The 21,054-nt window shown below is 72.1% G+C and carries 19 protein-coding genes and 1 tRNA gene; 11 read left to right on the forward strand and 9 right to left on the reverse strand.

Going from position 1 to position 21,054, the window contains the following annotated elements:
- Window positions 1-79: 79 nt before the first annotated feature.
- From ACRAWC_RS18925 to ACRAWC_RS18940, 4 genes are all read left to right on the forward strand, one after another.
- Window positions 80-766: an ArsR/SmtB family transcription factor gene (locus ACRAWC_RS18925; protein WP_431349109.1), complete on the forward strand. Its 687-nt coding sequence runs from the start codon at window positions 80-82 to the stop codon at window positions 764-766.
- The gene (locus tag ACRAWC_RS18930; RefSeq protein ID WP_431349110.1) at window positions 763-2,034 is read left to right on the forward strand and encodes an MFS transporter; all 1,272 of its coding nucleotides are present in this window, start codon (window positions 763-765) and stop codon (window positions 2,032-2,034) included. Before ACRAWC_RS18925 ends, ACRAWC_RS18930 begins: the two co-directional genes overlap by 4 nt.
- 79 nt (window positions 2,035-2,113) lie before the next feature.
- Window positions 2,114-5,878: an AAA family ATPase gene (locus ACRAWC_RS18935; protein ID WP_431349111.1), complete on the forward strand. Its 3,765-nt coding sequence runs from the start codon at window positions 2,114-2,116 to the stop codon at window positions 5,876-5,878.
- 172 nt (window positions 5,879-6,050) lie between these two features.
- Window positions 6,051-6,221, forward strand: coding sequence for a hypothetical protein (locus ACRAWC_RS18940; protein ID WP_431349112.1), 171 nt, complete (start codon window positions 6,051-6,053; stop codon window positions 6,219-6,221).
- Between the two features lie 13 nt (window positions 6,222-6,234).
- Here the strand turns inward: ACRAWC_RS18940 and mscL are convergent, their stop codons facing one another.
- The 3 genes from mscL to ACRAWC_RS18955 form a co-directional block, all read right to left on the reverse strand.
- A complete protein-coding gene (mscL, locus tag ACRAWC_RS18945) occupies window positions 6,235-6,675 on the reverse strand; it encodes a large conductance mechanosensitive channel protein MscL (RefSeq protein WP_431349113.1) in 441 nt (146 codons plus the stop codon).
- Window positions 6,676-6,736: 61 nt separating this feature from the next.
- On the reverse strand, window positions 6,737-7,078 hold the full coding sequence (locus ACRAWC_RS18950; RefSeq protein ID WP_431349114.1) for an FmdB family zinc ribbon protein: 342 nt from the start codon (window positions 7,076-7,078) through the stop codon (window positions 6,737-6,739).
- 22 nt (window positions 7,079-7,100) lie between these two features.
- Entirely contained in the window at window positions 7,101-7,685 is a 585-nt protein-coding gene (locus tag ACRAWC_RS18955) for a 5-formyltetrahydrofolate cyclo-ligase (RefSeq protein ID WP_431349115.1), read from the reverse strand.
- A 59-nt stretch (window positions 7,686-7,744) separates the two neighbouring features.
- Here ACRAWC_RS18955 and galU point away from each other — a divergent pair, with 59 nt between their 5' ends.
- The 4 genes from galU to ACRAWC_RS18975 all read left to right on the forward strand — a co-directional run bounded on the left by galU (window position 7,745) and on the right by ACRAWC_RS18975 (window position 10,760).
- Window positions 7,745-8,707 (forward strand): UTP--glucose-1-phosphate uridylyltransferase GalU, encoded by a 963-nt coding sequence (galU, locus tag ACRAWC_RS18960; protein ID WP_431349116.1) that lies wholly within the window; start codon window positions 7,745-7,747, stop codon window positions 8,705-8,707.
- Window positions 8,708-8,749: 42 nt separating this feature from the next.
- Window positions 8,750-9,412 carry a GNAT family N-acetyltransferase gene (locus tag ACRAWC_RS18965; protein WP_431349117.1) on the forward strand — a complete coding sequence of 221 codons (663 nt, stop codon included), beginning with the start codon at window positions 8,750-8,752 and terminating at the stop codon, window positions 9,410-9,412.
- A gap of 118 nt (window positions 9,413-9,530) precedes the next feature.
- Entirely contained in the window at window positions 9,531-10,628 is a 1,098-nt protein-coding gene (locus ACRAWC_RS18970; protein WP_431349118.1) for a hypothetical protein, read from the forward strand.
- A gap of 59 nt (window positions 10,629-10,687) precedes the next feature.
- Window positions 10,688-10,760, forward strand: a tRNA-Ala gene (locus tag ACRAWC_RS18975).
- Between the two features lie 47 nt (window positions 10,761-10,807).
- On the opposite strand, the gene ACRAWC_RS18980 is transcribed toward ACRAWC_RS18975, so the two are convergent.
- Entirely contained in the window at window positions 10,808-11,410 is a 603-nt protein-coding gene (locus ACRAWC_RS18980; protein ID WP_431349119.1) for a LysE/ArgO family amino acid transporter, read from the reverse strand.
- Window positions 11,411-11,479: 69 nt separating this feature from the next.
- On the opposite strand from ACRAWC_RS18980, the gene ACRAWC_RS18985 reads away from it, so the two are divergent.
- Window positions 11,480-12,361, forward strand: a complete 882-nt coding sequence (locus ACRAWC_RS18985; RefSeq protein ID WP_431349120.1) for a LysR family transcriptional regulator ArgP — start codon at window positions 11,480-11,482, stop codon at window positions 12,359-12,361.
- A gap of 59 nt (window positions 12,362-12,420) precedes the next feature.
- On the opposite strand, the gene ACRAWC_RS18990 is transcribed toward ACRAWC_RS18985, so the two are convergent.
- Window positions 12,421-15,300 (reverse strand): aminotransferase, encoded by a 2,880-nt coding sequence (locus tag ACRAWC_RS18990; RefSeq protein WP_431349121.1) that lies wholly within the window; start codon window positions 15,298-15,300, stop codon window positions 12,421-12,423.
- 102 nt (window positions 15,301-15,402) lie between these two features.
- Between ACRAWC_RS18990 and ACRAWC_RS18995 the strand changes: the two genes are divergently transcribed.
- Entirely contained in the window at window positions 15,403-15,783 is a 381-nt protein-coding gene (locus ACRAWC_RS18995; RefSeq protein ID WP_431349122.1) for a DUF3054 domain-containing protein, read from the forward strand.
- Window positions 15,784-15,858: 75 nt separating this feature from the next.
- Here ACRAWC_RS18995 and ACRAWC_RS19000 read toward each other — a convergent pair whose 3' ends face one another.
- The 4 genes from ACRAWC_RS19000 to ACRAWC_RS19015 all read right to left on the reverse strand — a co-directional run bounded on the left by ACRAWC_RS19000 (window position 15,859) and on the right by ACRAWC_RS19015 (window position 20,305).
- Window positions 15,859-17,187 carry a DUF445 domain-containing protein gene (locus tag ACRAWC_RS19000; RefSeq protein WP_431349123.1) on the reverse strand — a complete coding sequence of 443 codons (1,329 nt, stop codon included), beginning with the start codon at window positions 17,185-17,187 and terminating at the stop codon, window positions 15,859-15,861.
- Window positions 17,184-18,293 (reverse strand): aminopeptidase P family protein, encoded by a 1,110-nt coding sequence (locus ACRAWC_RS19005; protein ID WP_431349124.1) that lies wholly within the window; start codon window positions 18,291-18,293, stop codon window positions 17,184-17,186. Before ACRAWC_RS19005 ends, ACRAWC_RS19000 begins: the two co-directional genes overlap by 4 nt.
- Window positions 18,294-18,298: 5 nt before the next feature.
- The gene (locus ACRAWC_RS19010; protein WP_431349125.1) at window positions 18,299-19,459 is read right to left on the reverse strand and encodes an acyl-CoA dehydrogenase family protein; all 1,161 of its coding nucleotides are present in this window, start codon (window positions 19,457-19,459) and stop codon (window positions 18,299-18,301) included.
- 90 nt (window positions 19,460-19,549) lie between these two features.
- The gene (locus ACRAWC_RS19015; RefSeq protein WP_431349126.1) at window positions 19,550-20,305 is read right to left on the reverse strand and encodes an SDR family NAD(P)-dependent oxidoreductase; all 756 of its coding nucleotides are present in this window, start codon (window positions 20,303-20,305) and stop codon (window positions 19,550-19,552) included.
- A gap of 91 nt (window positions 20,306-20,396) precedes the next feature.
- On the opposite strand from ACRAWC_RS19015, the gene ACRAWC_RS19020 reads away from it, so the two are divergent.
- The gene (locus ACRAWC_RS19020; protein WP_431349127.1) at window positions 20,397-21,029 is read left to right on the forward strand and encodes a TetR/AcrR family transcriptional regulator; all 633 of its coding nucleotides are present in this window, start codon (window positions 20,397-20,399) and stop codon (window positions 21,027-21,029) included.
- Window positions 21,030-21,054 lie beyond the last annotated feature (25 nt).

Genomic DNA, 21,054 nt, shown 5'->3' on the forward strand with positions numbered 1-21,054 from the left:
CCCTTCGTGGGGATCATTCCCGCCACCGAGCGATCCGTTCGACTTGACGTGAAAGAAAGCAGCGCGCACAATCTGAAACATGTCTTTCACATCGGATGATCGGCCGCAGGGAGGCCGCCGCGAGGACCGGCGAACGGTCACCGACCCGCGGGCACTCCGGGCGCTCGCCCACCCGCTCCGGCTCGCGCTGCTCGACCACCTGATGTCGTTCGGCGCGAGCACTGCGAGCGAGTGCGCCGATGCGGTCGGCTCCACGCCCTCCAACTGCAGCTACCACCTGCGCGCCCTGGCCAAGTTCGGCCTCGTGGAGCGGGTGGAGGCAGAGGACGGCCGCGAGCGCCCCTGGCAGTCGACCGCCACCGGGCTCACACTCGGCCGCACCGAGGACCCGGCCATGCGGTTCGGCGCCGACTCCGTCGAGCGTTTCTTCGCCGATCACCAGATCGACGAGGACGCCGCGCGCCTGCACCGCTCGATCGCGGAGCGCGACAGCGTGCCGCCCGAGTGGCGGGAGGCGAGCATCCTCTCCGGCTACGCGCTGCGGATCACGCCCGGCGAGCTCCGCGAGCTGGGGGAGCGGCTGGACGCGCTCATCCGCCCGTACATCGCGCTCACCCGGGCGGACGCGCCCGACGACAGCGCGGTGGTGGTGCTGGGCCTCAACGCCTTCCGGCACCCCGCCGAGAAGGAGCCGGCCGAGAAGGAGCCCGCCGAGAAGCAGCCCGGCCAGAAGCAGCCCGGCCAGAACGAAGGGACCGAGCCGTGACCCGCTCTCCGCTGCTCCGCCGCGATTACGCGCTGATCTGGTCGGCCGGACTCGTCTCCGACACCGGCGACTGGCTCCTGATGATCGCCCTCCCGCTGTTCGCGTTCTCGGCGACCGGGTCCGCGCTCGGCGCGTCGACCGTGTTCCTCGCCGAACTCATCCCGATGCTGCTCGCCGGCACCTTCCTCGGCGTGCTGGTCGATCGCTGGGACCCGCGGCGCACCATGATCGTCACCGCGCTCATCCAGGGCCTGGCACTGTTGCCGCTGCTCGCCGCCGGCCCGGACCGGATGGGCATCGTGTACGCGGTCGCCGCCGTGCAGTCCTGCCTCGGCGCGGTCATGAACCCGGCGCGGCAGTCGATGGTCCCGCGTCTGCTGAAGCCGGACGAGCTCGGCAGAGGCAACGCGCTCCTCGCCATCGCCGACAACCTCGCACGGCTGGTCGGCTCGCCGCTCGGCGGCCTCGCCTTCGCGGTGTCCGGACTCCCGGGCGTCGTGGCGGTGGACGCCGTGTCCTTCGCCGTGACCGCCCTCCTGGTCGCGCTCACCCGCCCGCTCGCGCCGCGTGTCCCGGAGCCGGGGGAGGAGTCCGCCCCCGCGGTCGAGCGCCGCCTCCTGCGCGAGTGGCTGGAGGGCATCGCCACCATCGTCCGCAGCCGGGAGCTTGCGACAGTGGCGGTCATCGCCGTGATCGGGAGCGTGGCGCAGGGCGTGTTCCTCGTCCTCTTCATCGTCTACGTGACCGAGAACCTGCACGCCGGGGGCACGGAAGTCGGCGTCCTGCGCGGCGTGCAGGCGATCGGCGGCGTGCTCGGCGGCCTCCTCGCCGGGCTGCTGGTGCGCCGGGTCGCGCCGCGCTGGCTGATCGGGATCGGCTACCTGGTGTTCGGCGCGCTCTCGTTGCTCACCTGGAACCTGGCGCCCGTCACCACCGCGGTGTGGGTCTATGCCGGGCTGTTCATCGCGATGGGCCTGCCTGCGGTCGCGACCGAGACGGGGGAGATCACGCTCGTGCAGACGGTCACGCCGCGCGCCACGCTCGGGCGGGTGATCGCGGCGGTGAGGACGATCTCCGGCGCGGCCCAGGGCGTCGGCCTCCTGGTGGCCGGGCTCATCGCCGCTTCCGTCGGCGCAGTCCGGGTGCTCGACGTGCAGGCCTCCCTCTATCTCCTGTGCGGTGTGCTCGCGCTGCTCTTCCTCGGCGGCCGCCGCGCATCCCGGGAGGCCGCGCCGGAGCCGGCCGCCGCACGCACGACGCCGTCCTGAGGCCCGTCCGACGCGGCGACTTGACGCGAAACCCGGCCGATTGCCAGATGTTTCGCGGATCGGCACGTAGGGTGTCGGTGTGTGGCGACTGGATAGGAAGAGCGAGGACGACGACGACATGACGTCCGACGTGCCGGAGGGCGACGCCCTGCGACCGGCCGCCAACACCACCTCGCCGCACACGCTCAGCCTCGGCGAGGCCGGTCTCGTGGCCGGCAACATCGCCGAGCCGGTGTGGGCGCGCTGGCGCAAGGAGATCGCGGCGATCGGCGGCGACTCGCCGCTGCTGCACTTCGAGGACAGCCCGCGGACGCGCATCGAATTGAGCACGACGCATCCCGGCGGCCTCCCGCAGTTCATCACCGGGCAGAGCACGCTGCTCTCCAGCCTGATCCGGGACGAGCTCGCCCTGCGCACCGCGCGCGCCGCGGCCAACGCGATCACGGCGAAGGGCATCGAGCTGCGCTCGGTGCGCGGCATCGAATCCGTACATCTTGCGATCGGTCTCGCGCAGTGGCGGCACGGCACCGACGAGTTCATGGCGCCGATCCTGCTGCGCCCGATGGCGATCCGCCGCTACGGCCGGGACTTCGAGCTGAAGCTCAAGGGCCAGCCGTTCCTCAACCCGGAGCTGTCGAAGGCGCTGGCCGAGCAGTTCCAGATCACGCTCGACGCCAGCGCGTTCGTGGCGCTCGCCCTCGACAACGGCGCCTTCAAGCCGCAGCCGGTGATCGACCGGCTGCGCGGCCTCACCTCCCACCTGCCCTGGTTCAACGTCCAGCCGCGCCTGGTGGTGTCCTCCTTCGTGGACGTCGCGCCCGCGCTGCGCGCCGAGGCCGACGACCTGGACACCACGCTCCTGGACGCCCTCGCCGGCAACCCGACCGCGCGCACCACGATCGAGAGCGCCTTCAACCCGGCCCAGCCCGTCCGCCAGGACGAGCGGCCGCCGGCCACCGACTCGCTCCTGCTCGACGCCGACGAGGCGCAGGAGAACGTCGTCGCCCAGATCGCCGCGGGCAACTCGCTCGTCGTGAAGACCCTCCCGGGCACCGGTGGCACCCAGACCGTCGTCAACGCGGTCGGCGCACTGGTCGCGCAGCACAAACGCGTCCTGGTCGTGGGTCCCCGGCGCTCCAGCCTGGAGGACATCGCCCAGCGGTTCGCGAAGGTCGGCCTGCCCGGCCTCGCCGTCACGCCGCGGAGCCTCCGCCGCGACCTCATCCAGTCGATCGGCCGCAACGAGAAGGCCGAGCAGCCGCGCGTCACCGACGTGGACGACGCGCTCGTCCGCCTCCGCAAAGTGCTCCTGGACTACCGCGCGGCGCTCGCCCGCCGCGACCCGGTGCTGCACGTCTCGGTGCTGGACGCCCTGCGCGAGCTGTCCCGGCTCGCGCTGCTGCCCGCGCCGCCGTCCACGACCGCGCGCCTCAGCCGGGCCTCCATCGAGGTCCTCGCGTCCGGGCGCGACGCCGCGGCGGACGCGCTGATCCGTGCCGCCCGTCTCGGCGAGTTCCGCTACGGACCCAACGACTCGCCCTGGTACGGCGCCTCCTTCGGCACGACCGAGGAGGGCAAGGCCGCCCACGACCTGGCCAAGAAGCTCAGCCGCGCCGAGCTGCCCCGACTGCTGGACCGCGCCAAGGCGCTGATCGGGCAGACCCGGATGCGGCCGTTCGAGTCGATCGCCGAACTCGGCGTCTACCTGCGGCTGCTGCTCGACGTGCGGGAGACTCTCGACCGCTTCACGCCTGCCGTGTTCGACCGCTCGATCGCCGAGCTGATCGCCGCGACCTCCTCCCGCCGCGAGTCGCCCGCCATGTCGGGCGCGAACCGCCGCCGGCTGCGCAAGCTCGCCCTGGAGTACGTCCGCCCCGGCGTGCACGTCACCGACCTCAACGAGGCCCTGCGCCGCATCCAGCAGCAGCGCATCCTCTGGAACCGGTTCGCCGTCGCCGGCGTCCTGCCCGAGGTGCCGGTCGGCATCGCGGACGTGCAGGTCGCGTACCAACGCGTCGCGGAGGACCTCGCCCGGCTCGACATCCCGCTGCGCCGCGTCGGGACCCCGCAGTCCCTCGCCGCCCTCCCGGTCGAGGAGTTGACCCGCCAGGTCGCCGGCCTCGCGGCCGAGTCCGAGGTGCTCGCCAACCTGCAGGAGCGCACTGCGCTGCTCGGGCTGCTCCGCGAGCGCGGGCTGGACCCGCTGCTGTCCGACCTGTCCGTGCGGCACGTGCCGGAGTCGCAGGTCAGCGCCGAGCTGGAGCTGGCCTGGTGGCAGTCGGTGCTGGAGGCGCTGCTGGCCTCCGACCGCGCCCTCCTCAGCGGCAACACCAGCGTGCTCGACCGGTTGGAGGCGGACTTCCGCCTGGTGGACGAAGCCCACGCCTCCGCGACCGGCAAGCAGCTCGCGTGGATGCTCGCCGAGACCTGGAAGATCGGCATCGTCGACTGGCCGGAGGAGGCCAAGGCGCTCAAGAAGCTGCTGACGACGAGCGCGCCCACCGCGGCGACGCTCAACGCCGCGGCACCGCATCTCGCGCGCCCGCTCGCCCCGGTCTGGCTGGTCTCGCCCTATGAGGTCCCCGCCATCGACGCCGAGGTCGCGTTCGACACCGTCGTGCTCATCGACGCCGGCGCCTCCACCCTCGCCGAGAACGTCCCCGTGCTGCGCCGGGCCCGTCAGGTCGTCGCGTTCGGCGACCCGGTGACCCAGACCCCGTCCCGCTTCGATGTCGGCGTGCACGAGTACGGCACGACGGTGGAGACCGCGGATGTGGACTCCCTGCACGCCGACTCGGCGCTCGCCCGGCTCTCCGAGCTGCTGCCCGTCTTCACGCTTGCCCGCAGCTACCGGGCCGGCGGCGAAGACCTGGCCGAGCTGGTCAACCGCCGGTTCTACGGCGGCAACATCGACTCCCTCCCGTGGGCCGGCACCTACCTCGGCCACGGCAGTCTCGCCCTCCACTACGTCACCGGCGGCCAGGGGATGCCCGACACGGACACCGGCGCCGTGGAGAGCACGGACGCCGAGGTGGCGAAGGTCGTCGAGCTCGTGCTGCGGCACGCGACCGAGCGGCCGCGCGAGTCCCTCATGGTCATCACCGCGAGCGAACGGCACGCGGTGCGCGTCAACCAGGCGGTGCTCTCCGCGTTCGCCAAGCGGAACGAGCTCGCGGACTTCATCCTGGGCGACCGGCCGGAGCCGTTCACCGTCGTCACGCTGGAGCAGTCCGTCGCCCAGAGCCGCGACCGCGTCGTGTTCTCGATCGGCTACGGCCGCACTCCGCACGGCCGCCTGCTGTCCAACTTCGGCGCGCTCGCCGAGCCGGGCGGCGACCGCCTGCTCGCGGTCGGCATGACCCGCGCGCGCCGCGGCATGGACATCGTCTCCTGCTTCCGCCCCGACGACATCGACGATTCCCGGATGCGTCACGGCATCGCGGCGCTCGCCCAGGTGCTGGGGGAGGCAGACCAGCTCCAGGCCGCAGCGCCCGAGTACCTGAGCCCGGACGCCGACCCGATGGTGGTCGATCTCGCAAAGCGCCTGGCGCGCCGAGGGCTGGATGTGCAGATCGGCTACCGCGGCAAGCTCACGCTGGTGGCGTCGAACGCGGGCCGCGCCGTCGTGGTCGAGACGGACGAGGACGTCAACCGCGGCAGCCTCCGGGAATCCCTCCGGCTGCGCCCGGACGTGCTGCGCCGCCTCGGCTGGCACTACCTGCGCGTCCACAGCTTCGAGCTGTTCGCCGACCCGGACGCCGTCGCCTCCCGGGTCGCCCGCCTCATCGGCGTCAACGACGAGGCGAGCACCGAAACCGCGCCCATCACGCTCCCGCAACTCTGACGGTTCCGCCGCCGGCATTCGTGGTTCGCGACATTCGTGACGAATGTCGCTTTTGGCGCCGCTATTCGCGACATTCGGCGCGAATGTAGGCGTTCGCGAATCACGACATTCGTGACGAATCGCTCGAGGGCGTGGCACGTCCTCGGGGGCGTGGCACGGCTACGCTGGAGTGGTGAACGACAAGCCCGACGACGAACGCCCCGCGCGCCGGTCGCGGCGCGTACGGCGGGAGGGCGCTCCGGGCGCCGACCCCACGCCGCATATTCCTGAGCGTGACGGCGAGGAAGGCTCCTGGTCGCCGAACGACGAGCAGCTGCGACGGGACGTGCCGCCGCACTACTGAGTTCGGCTGCCGCTTACGGCAGCGGGTCGGCGTGCCGGCCGGCGTTCGCCGACGGCGGCGCCTGCTGCGCCTTCAGGAGGTCGCGGATCTCCGTGAGCAGGTCGAGGTCGGTGACCGGGGCGTCCGGCTGCACGACGCCCTTCTTGCGCAGACGGTCCGCCCGCTCCTTGATCTTGTTGATCGGGAAGACGAAGACGAAGTAGACCACGACCGCGACGATCAGGAAGTTGATGAGCGCGCCGAGGATCGCGCCGAACTTGATGCTCGACCCGTTGATGGTGACCACCATCGCGTGGCTGAGGTCGCTCTGCTTGAAGAACGCGCTGATCACGGGGTTGATCAGGTTCGTCACGATCGCCGTGACGACCGCGGTGAACGCGGCGCCGATGACGACCGCGACCGCCAGGTCGAGCACGTTCCCACGGAGGATGAACTCTCGGAAGCCTTTGAGCAAGACCGGTCCTTTCGCCAGGTGGATGGAACTGGTGGTGCTGTGCGCCCGGGCGGGCGCGGAATCAGGCTGCGGAGCCCGATGAGGACGACGAGGCGGAGCCCGACGAGCCGGAAGAAGACGACGACGAGCCGGAAGACGAGCCCGTAGACGAGGAAGACGAGGACGACGAGCCCGACGAGCCCGACGACGAGGGGCCGGACGACGACCCTCCACCCGTCTTCGCCCCGCCGCGCGAGTCGGTCCGGTAGAACCCGGACCCGTTGAACGTCACGCCGACCGTGCCGAACACCTTGCGCAAGTGGCCGCCGCAGTTCGGGCAGACCGTGAGCGCGTCGTCGGTGAACGCCTGGTGGATGTCGAAGGCGTGGCCGCAGTCGCGGCACGAGTAGGAGTAAGTGGGCATGGTCTTCCGTGTGCTGGGTGGGTCAGGTGAACTGGACGATGCGAGTCGGGGTGACCGCGCCGTCGACCGGCTGATCGTGCCGCTCGCGCGGGACCTCGTCGACGAGCTCGCCGTCGAACACGACGGCGTACACCGGGGGACATTTTTCCATGCTGCCGAGCGTCTTGTCGAAATAGCCGCGGCCCCAGCCCATCCGCATCCCGGTCGCGTCGACGGCGGCGGCCGGCACGACGATGAGGTCGACGTCGTTGATCGCGATCGGTCCGAGCAGCTCGCCGACGGCCTCCGGCATCCCGAACAGGCCCTCGGTCTCGGTCTCGCCGTCGCCGGTGGTCCAGTCCAGGAGGCCGTCCGCGCGGGAGACCGGGAGCAGCACGCGCAGCCCTTGGGCGACGGCCCAGTTGACGAACGGACGGGTGTCGGGCTCGATCGTCGTCGACAGGTAGCAGGCCACGGACCGGGCTGAGAGGTCGGTCGTCAGGTCGACCAAGTTCCGGGTGATTCCGGCGGTCGCGGCCTGTCGTTCGGTGCTCGTCAGGTTCTGCCGGCGCTCGCGCAGCTCGGCGCGCAGTGCGCGCTTTCGATGGGCTGCTGTGTCGGTCTCCATAGCGCAATCCTAGAAGATCGCTCCGGGAGCCCGATCGAAATGCGGATAGTGTGCTGGGTATGGCTACTCACGTGACGAAAGCAGTGATCCCTGCGGCCGGCCTCGGCACCCGGTTCCTCCCGGCGACCAAGGCGATGCCGAAAGAGATGCTGCCGGTCGTCGACAAGCCGGCCATCCAGTACGTGGTCGAGGAGGCCGTCGCGGCCGGACTGCACGACGTGCTGATGATCACCGGGCGCAACAAGAACGCGCTCGAGAACCACTTCGACCGCAACGCCGAGCTGGAGGAAACGCTCAAGAAGAAGGGCGACACGGACCGGCTCGAGAAGGTCAACTACTCGACCTCGCTCGCCGACCTCCACTACGTCCGCCAGGGCGACCCGAAGGGCCTCGGCCATGCGGTGCTGCGCGCCAAGATGCACGTGGGGCGCGAGCCGTTCGCGGTGCTGCTCGGTGACGACATCATCGACTCCCGCGACGACCTCCTGCAGCACATGCTCGAGGTGCAGCAGCACTACAATGCGACCGTCATCGCGCTGATGGAGGTGCCTCCCGAGTCCATCCACCTGTACGGCGCGGCCGCGATCGAGGAGACCGGCGACGACGACGTGGTCCGTATCACGGGCCTGGTCGAGAAGCCGGACGCGGACAAGGCGCCCTCCAACTACGCGATCATCGGCCGCTACGTGCTGCGCCCGGAGGTGTTCGACGTGCTCGAGCGCACGGAGCCCGGCCGCGGCGGCGAGATCCAGCTCACCGACGCGCTCCAGTCGATGGCGGAGGCGCCGGACTGGACAGGCGGGGTGTACGGCGTCGTCTTCCGCGGCCGCCGGTACGACACCGGCGACCGCCTCGACTACATCAAGGCGATCGTGCAGCTCGCGGTCGACCGCGAGGATCTCGGTCCGGAGCTCCGGCCGTGGCTGAAGGAATTCGCCGACGGCCTCCGCGACGAGCCGCGCGAGATCCTCGACGAGATGCCCATCGACACGGCTGACGCATCGGAGGGCGGAAACCGCTAGCGTCATACCTGCGGCGAACGGTCGCCGCAGAAGGAGGACGCTGTGGCGTTCGTCATCCCCACGCTCAGCGAGGGACGCATCGGACTGCGACCGATCCGCCTGCGGGACGCGCGCGCCCTGGAGCGCTCGCTGCTCGACAACCGGTCCTGGCTGCGGCAGTGGGAGGCCACCAGCCCCTACGCGCCGGGGGCGTTCGACACGCGCGCGAGCATCCGCTCCCTGCTGGCGAACGCGCGCGCCGGACACGGCCTCCCGTTCATCGTGGAGTACGACGGACGGCTGGCCGGCCAGCTCAACGTGTCGTCGGTGACCTACGGCTCGCTCTCCAGCGCAACCATCGGCTACTGGATCGCGGAGGAGTTCGCCGGCCGCAACATCACGCCGACCGCCGTGGCGCTCGCGACCGACTACTGCTTCTACCAACTCGGCCTGCACCGCATGGAGATCTGCATCCGCCCGGAGAACGCGCCGAGCCTGCGCGTGGTCGAGAAGCTCGGCTTCCGCTACGAGGGGCTGCGCCGGCGCTACATCCACATCAACGGCGACTGGCGCGACCACTACTGCTTCGGCCTGGTGTCGGAGGAGCTGCAGCAGGGCGTCCTGCGGCGCTGGATGGACGGCGAGGCGCCGGAGGACGCCGCCGCGGTGACGGCGGAGGATCGTGCGGCGGCGGCCATCCCGCTGCCGGTGGCCCGGCGGCACTGAGAGTGCGTCGCTCTGTGCGTGCCGCATGCCCGTCGTACGCACGCTGAGAGTCGTCTCCATCGAAGACACACCCGGGCGCTGACCGGGACGCCGCCCGGTCGACCCCTACCGTAGAGGCATGACTGGGGATGTGATGGGCGGAGGGGTGGTCGTCGCCATCGCGGCCGCCCTCTGGCTGGCCTACCTCGTCCCGGTGTGGCTGCGTCGCCGCGAGTACTTGGCGACCGAGCGCAACGCTGTCAGGCTGCAGCAGACGCTGCGCATCCTGGCCGAGACGAGTGAGCTTCCGGACGAGGTCCGCATGGAGGCGACCGCGAGGACGGTCGCGGAGCAGCAGCGCATCCTCCGCAAGGCGGAGGAGAGACGGCTGGCCACCGCACGCGCGGAGGCCGCCGCTCACGCCCGCCGCGAGCTGGCCGTCGCCGAGGAGCGTCGGCAGGCCGCGGAGGAGGCCGAGCGCGCGGCCTCCGAGGCCATCGCCCTGGAGCGGGCCTCCCGCGCCGCAGCGGCCCAGCGGGCGCGCGAGCTCGCGGCGCTGAACGCGCGTCCGGTGCTCTCGCCCCAGCGCCGTCGCCGGCTGCGCCGGACCCGCGCCGTCTGCACGCTTCTGCTGGTCGCCGGACTGGTCGGGGTCGCCTCCGGCGGCGCGCTGCTGTTCGCGACCGGCGCTTGGCTGCTGCCCGCCGCGTCCGCCGCCGTCACGGCGGCCGCCCTCGGGATGCTGGGCCGCCTGTCCCGCTCGGCGAAGGCCATGCCCGCTCCCGTCCCGTTCATCCCGGCCGCTCCCGCGTCGCCCGCGCTCTACGACGACGCCAAGCACGACCTCCCAGTGCAGGAGGCCCTGCGCCAGAGCTGGACCCCGCAGCCGCTTCCGAAGCCGCTGCACCTGTCGCCCGGAACCGTCGCCGCGGCTGCGATGGCGTCGGTGGACGCCGCCGCCGAGCTGCGCCGCTCGGCCGCCCGCGCGGAGTTCGAACGGAAGGCGACCGCGGTCGCCGAGGCGACGCCCGCGGTGCCGGCTCCGGTGCTGCTGCGCCCGGTCGCGGTGGCGCAGGAGGCCGCGCCCGTCGCCGTGGCCGTCGCCTCGCGTCCGGCTTCCGCGCCGGTCGTGGAGGCCGTCCCGAGCGTGTACTCGAGCATGGGAATCGTCGGCGCGGTCGACGACGGAGCCCTCGACCTGGACGCCGTCCTCCGCCGCCGCCGAGCCGCGAGCTGAGCCCCGCTCGATTTCGACTCGGCACCGCGAGGGTGCTATTGTTTCTAAGCAATCCCCCCGGGGCTATGGCGCAGTTGGTAGCGCGCTTCGTTCGCATCGAAGAGGTCAGGAGTTCGAATCTCCTTAGCTCCACCGCAGGGAAAAGGACCGCCAGAGCTGGCGGTCCTTTTTCGTTGAGTTCACACCACCAGCATGATCGCCAGCACCAGCATCAGCACCGCGATCCCCGCGTCCAGCACGCGCCAGGCCGCCGGCCGCGCGAACACCGGGGCGGCCACCCGGGCGCCGAATCCGAGCACGACGAACCAGAGCAGGCTGGCCGTCGCCGCTCCCGCGCCGAACACCCAGCGGCCCGGGTCGCCGTGCGTCGCCGACAGCGAGCCCAGCAGGAGCACAGTGTCGAGGTACACGTGCGGGTTCAGCCACGTGATCGCGAGGCAGGTGCCGATCGCCGCGGCGAGCGTGCCGCCCCCGGAGGTCGCGGCCGTCAGGGTGCTCGGGCGGACGGCGCGCACGGCGGCGAACACCGCGTACCCGACCAGGAACGCGAACCCGGCCCAGCGCACGATCGTGAGCGCGAGCGGGGCCGCTTTCACCAGCGTCCCGATCCCGGCGACCCCCGCAGCGATCAGGAGCGCGTCGCTCGCGACACAGATCGCGACCACGGCCAGGACGTGCTCGCGGCGGAGCCCCTGCCGGAGGACGAACGCGTTCTGCGCGCCGATGGCGACGATGAGGGCGGCGGCCGAGCCGAGGCCGGTGAGGTAGACGGAGAGCACCATTCGACGATAGGGAACGGGCGCGTCATCAGTACAGCTTGATTTACTTATGAACCATTAGCATTGCTGTCGATGGAAGCCTCCTCCGACCAGCTCCGGACCTTGGCCGCCGTGATCGACCACGGCACCTTCGACCGCGCCGCCGCGGCGCTGCACATCACGCCCTCCGCGGTGAGCCAGCGGATCAAGTCGCTGGAGGAGCAGAGCGGCCGCGTGCTCGTGCGGCGCGGCAAACCCATTCAAGCCACCGAGGCCGGCGCGGTGCTGCTGCGGCTCGCCCGCCAGCTCGCGCTGCTGGAGGCCGAGGCCGCGGCCGAGCTGGAGGGCGGCGACGGGGCCGCCGCGACCCCGATCCCGCTCGTCGTCAACGCCGACTCCCTCGCGACCTGGGTGCTGCCGGCGCTCGCCACCGTGCCCGATGTGGCCTTCGACATCACGCTCGACGACCAGGAGCACACCATCGACCGCCTGCGCGACGGGACCGCGATGGCGGCGATCGGCTCCGACCCCGAGCCGGTGCAGGGCTGCACGGTCTCGGCGCTCGGAGCGATGCGCTACCGGCCGCTCGCCGGTCCGGCGTTCGTGGAACGCTGGTGTCCGGACGGCTGGACCGCCGACCGGGCGGCAGTCGCGCCGATGCTGGTCTACAACCGCAAGGACGCCCTCCAGGACCGCTACCTCGGTGCGCTCGCGCCGGGAGCACGTCCGCCGCGGCACTTCGTCCCGGCGTCCACGGAGTTCGTGGCGGCCGCCGTGCTCGGGATGGGGTGGGGGATGGTGCCCGACCTCCAGGCCGACCCACTCGTGGCCGACGGCCGGCTCGTCGTGCTGGACCCGGGTGGCTCGGTGGAGGTGCCGCTGTACTGGCAGCAGTGGTCGTTGCACTCGGCCGCGCTGGACGCCGTCGCCGCCGCGATCGCGCGCGCCGCGGCGGCCGCGCTCCGCCGCGCCTGAGCGCCCGCGCCGGCGCTCACGTGCCCCTCGGCGACGGAAGGTTTCCGTCGCGAGCGCGCTCAGATCGTCGCCAGCACCAGGTCCAGCGCGTCCACGAACCGGTCGGCGCTCTCGCGCGTGATGCACAGCGGCGGCTTGATCTTCAGCACGTTCTTGCCGTCGCCGGTCGGCTGCACGATCGCGCCCTCCCGCAGCATCCGCTCGCACACCAGCGCGGCCTCCGCCGTCGCCGGCTCCAGCGTCCCCCGATCGCGCACCAGCTCCACGCCGAGGTACAGCCCCATCCCGTGCACGGCGCCGACGAGCGGATGCCGCTCCCCGAGCGCGCGCAGCCGGCCGGCCAGGTGGTCGCCCACGGCGGCCGCGTTCTCCTGCAGCCGCTCGTCGCGCATCACGTCGAGCACGGTCAGGCCGACGACCGAGCTGACCGGGCTGCCGCCGGCGGAGGAGAAGAAGGAGCCCTCCGCCGCGAACGACTCGGCGATTTCGCGCCGGGTGATGACGGCGCCGAGCGGGTGCCCGTTGCCCATCGCCTTCGCCACCGTGATCACGTCCGGGACGACGCCCTGTTGCGCCGAGCCCCAGAAGTAGTGCCCGAGCCGGCCGTAGCCGACCTGCACCTCGTCCGCGATGCAGACGCCGCCGCGGGCGCGCACGCGCTCGTAGACGCCGGCGAGGTAGCCGTCGGGGAGCATCAGGCCGCCAGCATTGCCGAACACCGGTTCCGCGATGAAGCCGGCGAGGCCGGTGCCGGCGGCGTCCAGCGCGGCGAGCTGCTCGTCCAGCTCGGCGAGGTACTCCGGCCCGGAGCCGAGCCCGCGGTGCCGGCCGTGGAACACGTTCGGCGACGCGATCAGCTCCACCCAGTCCGGCCGGGTCTCCAGCGCGCGCGGGTTGTCGCCCAACGACGACGAGACGGCGTCGGCTCCGACGGTCCAGCCGTGGTAGGCCTCCGTCACCGCGAGGATCGTCCGGCGCCCGGTGTGCACCTGCGCGAGCCGGAGGGCGAGGTCGACCGCCTCGCTGCCGCTGTTGACCAGGAAGACGGTGTCGAGTCCGTCCGGCGCGACCTCCACCAGCCGCTCGGTGAAGCGCGAGAGCTCCTCGTAGTGGAACCGCGAGTTCGTGTTGAGCAGCGCCCACTGGTCGCGGACGGCGCGCACGAGCCGCGGGTGCGCGTGCCCGATCTGGGTCACGTTGTTGACCATGTCCAGGTAGCTCTGCGCACGGGTGTCGAAGAGGTGGTGCCGCCAGCCGCGCTCGATCAGCGGCGGCTCGGCGAAGTAGTGCTCCTGCACACGGGCGAACGACGAGTCGCGGCGCGACAGCACATCGGCGGGGTCGGACGGGGCCGCACCGAGGTCGACGCCGAAGAGCTCGGACGGGTCGGGGGAGATCTCGCGCCACACCGCCGTCGGCAGCGTGGGCGTGACGAACGCGGGAGGGCGCCAGCCGGGCACGCGGCTGAGCTGCGCGGTGAGCCGCACGGCGCTGCCGATGACCTCCCCGCGGTCGACGGAGGCCGTGGTCAGTGGACGGGACAGACCGTCGAGCCAGAGGCCGACCGTGCCGCCCTGCAGCAGCCAGGCGCCCTCGACCAGGCGCAGCTCGCCGGCGAACGGGGCGTGGGCGACGGTGCCGGCCGGGGCGTCCAGCGTGACGCCGAGCGCGATCGTCGGCGACGGGTCGGTGCGGTCGAGACGCGCGCGGCTGAGCCGGGCCTCGGCGTAGCGGGTGAGCGCGTGGCCGTTCTCGCGGCAGATCCGCCCCAGCACGGCGTCCTCGACGCCCGCGCGCTGCCAGCGGCCCTCATCCAGTTCGTGGCCGGTGACGGAGAGGTCGGCCAGGTGGGCGTCGGTGCTGTCCACCGCGATGAGGCGGCCGAGCACGGGCGCCTCCGCTTCACCGGCGCGGCCGGCGGCGAGCCGTGCCCGGATCGCCGCCTCCACCTCCGCGAACGGCAGCCGCCGCGCCACGTCGAACGCGACCCACTCGTGCGCGCGGTTCTCGTCCGCGTAGGCGTTGTCCCCGTCGAGGACGACCTGCTGCTCGCCGCTGACGACGAGCACCGCGCCGCGCAGCACGACGAGCGGCCAGAGCGCGGCGAGGTCGGCGTCGTCCAGCGGCGCCTCCGCGTGGAAAGCCTCGATCACGTCCAGCACCGCGAGCGGGTCCTCCGGCTGGTGGTGGAGGGCGCTCGTCACCGTCGCCGCGAGCTCGGCGACCAGCCAGCCGTCCGCGACATCGCCGAAGTCGATCACGCCGGGTCCGTCCGCGCCGAGCACGATGTTGTCGTCCGTCACGTCCCCGTGGATGGCCTGCACCCGCAGTCGGCGCCGCAGCGGTTCCAGCGCGGCCAGGGCGGCCTCCGCCGCCGCCACGACGGCCTGCCGCTTCGCCGGCTGGAGGACATGCTCGGCGAGCAGCGCGACGACGTCCCCGCCGATCCGCGCGTCCCACTGGGTGGTGCGGGCGAGACCGGGATGCCGCAGCCCGGCCAGCCCCGCGGCGATGCTCCCGGAGAGTCGGCCGAGGGTGCGGAGCTGCTCGGGGCTCAGGCGCGCGACGTCGGTCAGCGGCTCACCGTCGAGGAAGCTCAGCACGCGCGCGTGGAGGATCGTGCCGCGCACTTCCACTGCGGCGACCTCGCCACCGTCGCGGGCGGCCAGCACGGACGGGATCCGCGCGTCGGCGCCGGCGAGCAGCGTGAGCGCCGCGTTCTGGGCGTGCAGCTCCTCGACCGCGAACACCGGGTTGGCGATCTTGAGCACGTAGCGGTGGGTGCCGGTGTCGACGAGGAAGTTGCGGTCCTGGTTGCTGCCCAGCTCGGTGACCTGTCCGATCAGCCCGAAGGCGTGCTCGGCAACGGCCGCGGCGTCGTCGGCTCCGACCTCCGGCCGGGGAAGGGACGGCTGGGCCAGGAAGTCGGAATTGGGCACGGCTGCTCCTCGGCTGCGGGGGCGGGACGCGGTCAGTCTATTGAAGCCGCCGCCCGGGTCGCACCCAGCGAACGCACGGGAGCGGCATCGTAGCATCGACGCGTGAAATCCTGGAGGACAGCGGCGGTGGCGTTCGTGATCGACGCCGTGCTGATCCTCGTGTTCGTGCTCGTCGGGCGTCGCAGTCATGGCGAGGCGGCGAACGTCTCCGGGATGCTCACCACCTACTGGCCGTTCTTCATCGGCCTGGTCGCGGGCTGGCTGGTCACCTGGGCCTGGCGCCGCCCGCTCGCGCTGATCTGGCCGGGCGTGCCGGTCTGGCTGATGACGGTGGCGCTGGGGATGCTCATCCGCACCTCCGCGGGGCAAGGCGTGGAGCCGGCGTTCATCGCGGTCGCGTTCGTGGTGCTCGGGATGTTCCTGGTGGGGTGGCGCGTCGCGGCCATCCCGTTCGCGCGGCGGCTGGCGCTGCGGCGCGCCTGACGCTCCCCTCCGGCTGAGAGGGGTCGCAACACGCCGTTATGCCGCGAAGATAACGGCATGTCGCGTCCCCTGTTTCTAGAACGCCGAGGACACCACCGTCGCGATCGTGTAGATCGCAAGTCCCGCCAGCGCCCCCACCACGGTCCCGTTGATCCGGATGAATTGCAGGTCCCGCCCGACCTGGGTCTCGATCTTGTCCGTCGTCTCTGCCGGGTCCCAGCCGCGCACCGTCTCGGTGATGACGCTCGCGATGTCGTGCCGGTAGGTCGACACCAGGTGGCCGGCCGCGCCCGCGATGCGCCGGTTGAGGGAGGCTCGCAGCTCCGGGTCGGCGGCGACCCGTTCCGCGGCGTCGGAGAGGGCCGCTGACGCCCGGTTGCGCAGTTCGCCGTCCGGGTCGCTGAGAGCGTCCACGGCCGCCGAGCGGGTCGCCGCCCACGCCTGCCCGGCGAGCTCGCGGATGCGCGGGTCGTCGAACGCGCGCTCCTTGGCGGCCTCCAGCCCGGCGATGGTCTCCGGGTCGTGCTGGAGGCGGTCGCTGAGCTCGGCGAGGTAGCCGTCGAACGCCCGACGGGCGCGGTGTGCGGGGTCGCGGCGCACGTCGGCGACGAAGCGGCGCAGCTCCTGGTACACCCGCTCGTCCACCAGCCGGTCCACGAAGGACGGCATCCAGGACGGCAGCCGGCCGGAGACCAGGTTGCTCAGGGCGTCGGGGTGGATGACCAGCCAGTCGTCGAACCGGTCGAGCAGGAGGTCGACGGCGGCGTGGTGGCCTCCGGAGCTGAGGATGCGCTCGCCGAGGCGGCCGATCGGCGGCGCCCAGTCCGGTTCGATCACGTGCGTGCGCACGACCGCCTCCACGGCTTCGCGCATCCGGTCGTCGTCGAGCAGGCCGAAGAAGCCGACCGCGGCGCCGGAGGCCTCGTCCACCACCCGGCGCGCGTTGCCGGCCTCGGTCAGCCAGCGGGCGGCGGCGCCGGAGACGTCGTAGGCGGCCAGCCGCGTCGCGACCACGTCGTCGGACAGGAACTCGGTCTCCACGAACTCGCCGAGCGTCTCGCCGATCTCGTCCTTGCGGGTCGGGATGATCGCGGTGTGTGGGATGCGGAGGCCCAACGGATGCTTGAACAGCGCGGTGACGGCGAACCAGTCCGCGAGCGCGCCGACCATCGCGCCCTCTGCGGCGGCGCGCACGAAGCCCAGCCACGGGTAGCGGTCCTGCAGTGCGAACGAGACGGCGAAGATCACGGCCGCGACAGCGAGCAGGCTCGTCGCGAGCACCTTCATGCTGCGCAGGGCGCGACGGCGCTCTGCGTCGCGGCGCTCGGCCTCGGCGCGCTCGGCGTCGAGGCGCCGGCTCTCGGCGCTCTGGGCGTCGCCCGTGCGGGCTGTGGGCGGGGTCACCGGACGATGTGGAGCTCGTGGCTCGTGTTGTTCAACCGGTGCGGGCCGTCGTCGGCGGCGACCACGATGTCCTCGATGCGCACGCCGAACCGGCCCGGCAGGTAGATGCCCGGCTCGATCGAGAAGCACATGCCGGCGACGATCGGCTGCTCCTCGCCTTCCACCAGGTACGGCGGTTCGTGCGTGGTGGTGCCGATGCCGTGGCCGACGCGGTGGACGAAGTACTCGCCGTAGCCGGCGTCCCGGATCACCGCGCGCGCGGTGCGGTCGATGTCCTGCAGCGGCACGCCGACGGCGACCGCCTCGAACGCGGCCTGCTGCGCGCGCTTGACGACCTCGAAGACCTCGTGCTCCTCGTCGGTCGGCTCGCCGACGTGGACCGTGCGGGTGGTGTCCGAACCATAGCCGTCCATCAGGCCGCCGAAGTCGAGCACCACCATGTCGCCCTGCTGGATGACGCGGTCGCCGGCCTCGTGGTGCGGGTTCGCGCCGTTGGGCCCGGACCCGACGATCGTGAAGTCCACCTGCGAGTGGCCGTGCGCGCGCAGCAGCCGGTCCAGGTCGGCGGCCACCTCGCTTTCGCGTCGGCCGGCGAAGGCGACGGTCAGGATGTCCTCGAAGGTCGCGTCGGCCGCGGCGCCGGCAGCGGCGAGCCGGTCGACCTCGTCCGGGCCTTTGACCGCCCGCAGCATCGGCAGCTCGGCCGAGAACGCCGCGAAGCGCACATCCGGGAGCTCGTGCTGGAGCGCCAGCAGGTGCAGCGCCCAGGCCGAGTCGGACACCGCGTAGCGGCCTCCCGACCAGAGCTGGTCGACCAGCGGTGCGTGCTCATCCTCGCCGTCGGCCCAGGTGACCAGCCGGATGGCGCGCGCGGCCCGGGTCGCCGCGGCGCTGTCGTGCTCCAGCACCGGCACGATCATCGTCGGTTCGCCGTCGGCCGGGATCACCAGCATGGTCAGCCGCTCCGTCGCCGGCGGGAGGTAGTCGGCGAAATACGCCAGGTCGGGCCCCGGGGCGACCAGGAGGGCGTCGAGCCCCGCGTCCTTCGCCTGCGCGGCGCCGCGAGCCAGCCGGTCGGCGAAGTGCTGAGCGGTGATCTCCTGCATGAGGGTCACTCCTCGATCGGGCCGAGCCACGCGTTCGCGACGGTGCTGTGCGCGGACTCGGCGTCGGACGGGTGGAAGATGCCCGCGAGGACGTCGCGGTACAGCCTCCCGAGCTCGTTCCCGGCGAAGAAGGTCGAACCTCCGGAGACCCGGATCGCCTGGTCCACGACCCGGCGAGCGGTCTCGGTGGCGCGGATCTTCATCCCGACCAGTTTCGGGAACCACTGCGACCCGTGGTCGGCGAGCGTGTCGACGTCGCGGGCGATCGCGTCGAGCTGAGGGAGGAGGGCGTCCTGGTCGATCGCGGCGGAGGCGACGCGCCAGCGGATGTCCGGGTCGTTCGCATAGCTGCGGCCCTCGTTCTTGAGGCTCTTCCTGCGATGCGCGGCGGCCACGGCCAGTTCGAGGGCCCGGGCGCCGATGCCGGTGTAGACGGCCGCGAGCAGCAGCTCGAAGTTCGCGAAGATCGCGAAGACGAGCGGATCGGGGTTGGGGCCGGGATCGAGGCGGCGCACCACGCGGTCCGCGGGGGCGAGCGCGCCGTCGAGCACGGTCGTGCTGCTCTGCGTCGCACGCATCCCGATGGTGTCCCAGTCCTCGCGGATCTCGAAGCCGCCGCCGGTGCGATCCACGAAGCCGTAGACGATCTTCGGGGCGTCGGCGCTGGTGGTGTCGAGGCCCATCGTCCCGAGGCGGGTCCACGCGGGGGAGAGGGAGGTGAAGATCTTGGTGCCGAAGTAGCGGTAACCGCCGTCCGCCTCCGGCCGGGCCTCGGTGGTCGAGCCGAACAGGACGAGGTCGTTGCCGGCCTCGCTGAGCCCGAACGCGAAGACCTCGCCGGAGCCGGCCTCCCGGAGCAGGAACTCCAGTGAGTCGTCGCCGCGGTCGCGCAGCGTCTTGGCGACGCCGGTCCAGACCAGGTGCATGTTCACCGCGAGGGCGGTGGCGGGTGCGGCTCCCGCGAGCCGGACCTGGAGGCGTGCGGTCTGCTCCAGCGAGAGCCCGAGGCCCCCGAACTCGATGGGGACGAGTGCTTTCAGGTAGCCGGCGTCGGCCAGCTCGGCGAAGTCCTCGGTGAAGAACCGGTTCTCCGCGTCGTACTCGGCGGCCCGGGAGCGGAACCGCTCCAGTCGCTCCTCGCTCAACACTTGGCTGTTCCCACTCACCCTCCCCACCCTAGGTCTCTCGACGCCGAGGGGCACGTAAACGTCCCTAAAACCCGGTTCTCCGGGCGTTGACGTGCCCCTCGAGCGGGCTCAGGAGGCGGTGTAGCCGCCGTCCACGAGGTGGTAGCTGCCGGTGATGAACGACGCGGCGTCGGAGGCGAGGAAGGCGACGAGCGCCGCGACCTCCTCGGGCTCGCCGAGGCGGCCGAGCGCGTGCTTGCCCTCCAGGAACTGCAGCGCCTCGGGGCTCATGTTGGCCTCGACCAGCGGCGTCTTGATGAAACCGGGGCCGACGGCGACGACGCGCACCTTCTGGCCCGCGTACTCCAGCGCCGCGTTCTGGGTGAGGCCGAGGAGGCCGTGCTTGGCGGTGACGTAGGCGGACGAGTTCTCGAAGCCCACGCTGCCGAGGATGGACGCCATGTTGACGATCGCGCCGCCGCCGTTCGCGGCCATCGCGGTGAGCTGCGGCTGCATCGAGTACATCACCGCGTTGAGGTTGACCTCGATGACCCTGCGCCAGCCCTCCAGCGAGTAGTCGGCGACCGGGGCGGCCTCCCCGCCGATCCCGGCGTTGTTGACCGCGATCTTGAGGGGCGCGAGCGCGTTGGCGGCCTCGACGCTCGCCGTGGCGAACGCGGGGTCGGTGACGTCGCCGGCGAGGGCCGCGGCGGTTCCGCCCGCCGCCTCGATCTCGGCGACGACGGCCTTGGCGTGCTCCTCGTTGAGGTCGGTGACCAGGACGGCGGCCCCGCTGGCCGCGAGGGTCAGCGCCACTGCGCGTCCGATGCCCGAGCCGCCCCCGGTGACGATCGCGGACCGGTCGGCGACATCGTACTGAGCCATGAGATTGTTCTCCTTCCAGATATCCGACACCTGTCGGATAGCCTCATTGTACGATCGGATAGTGAACATACGGACCCTGAACGGGCCACCGATGGATGCGCTCCGAGCGAACACGGTCGCAGACGCCGCGCCCACGCCCGAGCGGACACGCCTCGACGCCCGCCAGGCGAAGACGCTGGCGCGGCTCAGCGCCGCCGTGCTCGTCCTCGCCGCCGAGCGGCCGATCACGGACGTGACCGTCTCCGGCCTGGCTTCGGCCGCCGGCGTGCACCGGTCGACCGTGTACGAGTACGCCGCCTCGCCCTCCGCCCTCCTGCAGCGCGTGCTGCGCGCCGAGCTCGACGAACTGCGCGCGGCCTACCTTGTGGACGTCGCGCCGGACGACGCCGCCGCGGCGATCAGCGGCGTCACCCGTGCGGTCCTCCAGCACATGGACGAGCACGACGCCGTCTACCGTCGCGGGCTCGGGGCTGCGGGCGCGGAGGCCGGTCTGCGCGCGATGCTCAGCGAGCACTTCCAGGGCTCCATCGAACTGCTGCTCGACCAGCACAGCGTCAGTGTCCCGGCCGGCGACGAACTGGAGCGGCGCACGATCGAGCGCTATCTCGCCGACGGCATCATCGGCGCGATCGAGGTGTGGCTCACCCGGCCGCGTCCGCGGGACGTGGAGGCCCTGCTCGCGCTGCTCGAACAGCTCACGCCGCCCTGGTGGCCCGACCGGTGAGCGGCCTCCTCGACCGAGTGCGCGA

Source organism: Leifsonia sp. L25, assembly GCF_050632895.1.

Bases quoted from the DNA above. Each gene is read 5' to 3' on its own strand.
- ACRAWC_RS18925 (WP_431349109.1), top strand. From the start codon at position 80: ATGTCTTTCACATCGGATGATCGGCCGCAGGGAGGCCGCCGCGAGGAC.
- ACRAWC_RS18950 (WP_431349114.1), bottom strand. From the start codon at position 7,078: ATGCCCACTTACTCCTACTCGTGCCGCGACTGCGGCCACGCCTTCGAC.
- ACRAWC_RS18955 (WP_431349115.1), bottom strand. From the start codon at position 7,685: ATGGAGACCGACACAGCAGCCCATCGAAAGCGCGCACTGCGCGCCGAG.
- galU (WP_431349116.1), top strand. From the start codon at position 7,745: ATGGCTACTCACGTGACGAAAGCAGTGATCCCTGCGGCCGGCCTCGGC.
- ACRAWC_RS18970 (WP_431349118.1), top strand. From the start codon at position 9,531: ATGACTGGGGATGTGATGGGCGGAGGGGTGGTCGTCGCCATCGCGGCC.
- ACRAWC_RS18980 (WP_431349119.1), bottom strand. From the start codon at position 11,410: ATGGTGCTCTCCGTCTACCTCACCGGCCTCGGCTCGGCCGCCGCCCTC.
- ACRAWC_RS18985 (WP_431349120.1), top strand. From the start codon at position 11,480: ATGGAAGCCTCCTCCGACCAGCTCCGGACCTTGGCCGCCGTGATCGAC.
- ACRAWC_RS19005 (WP_431349124.1), bottom strand. From the start codon at position 18,293: ATGCAGGAGATCACCGCTCAGCACTTCGCCGACCGGCTGGCTCGCGGC.
- ACRAWC_RS19015 (WP_431349126.1), bottom strand. From the start codon at position 20,305: ATGGCTCAGTACGATGTCGCCGACCGGTCCGCGATCGTCACCGGGGGC.
- ACRAWC_RS19020 (WP_431349127.1), top strand. From the start codon at position 20,397: ATGGATGCGCTCCGAGCGAACACGGTCGCAGACGCCGCGCCCACGCCC.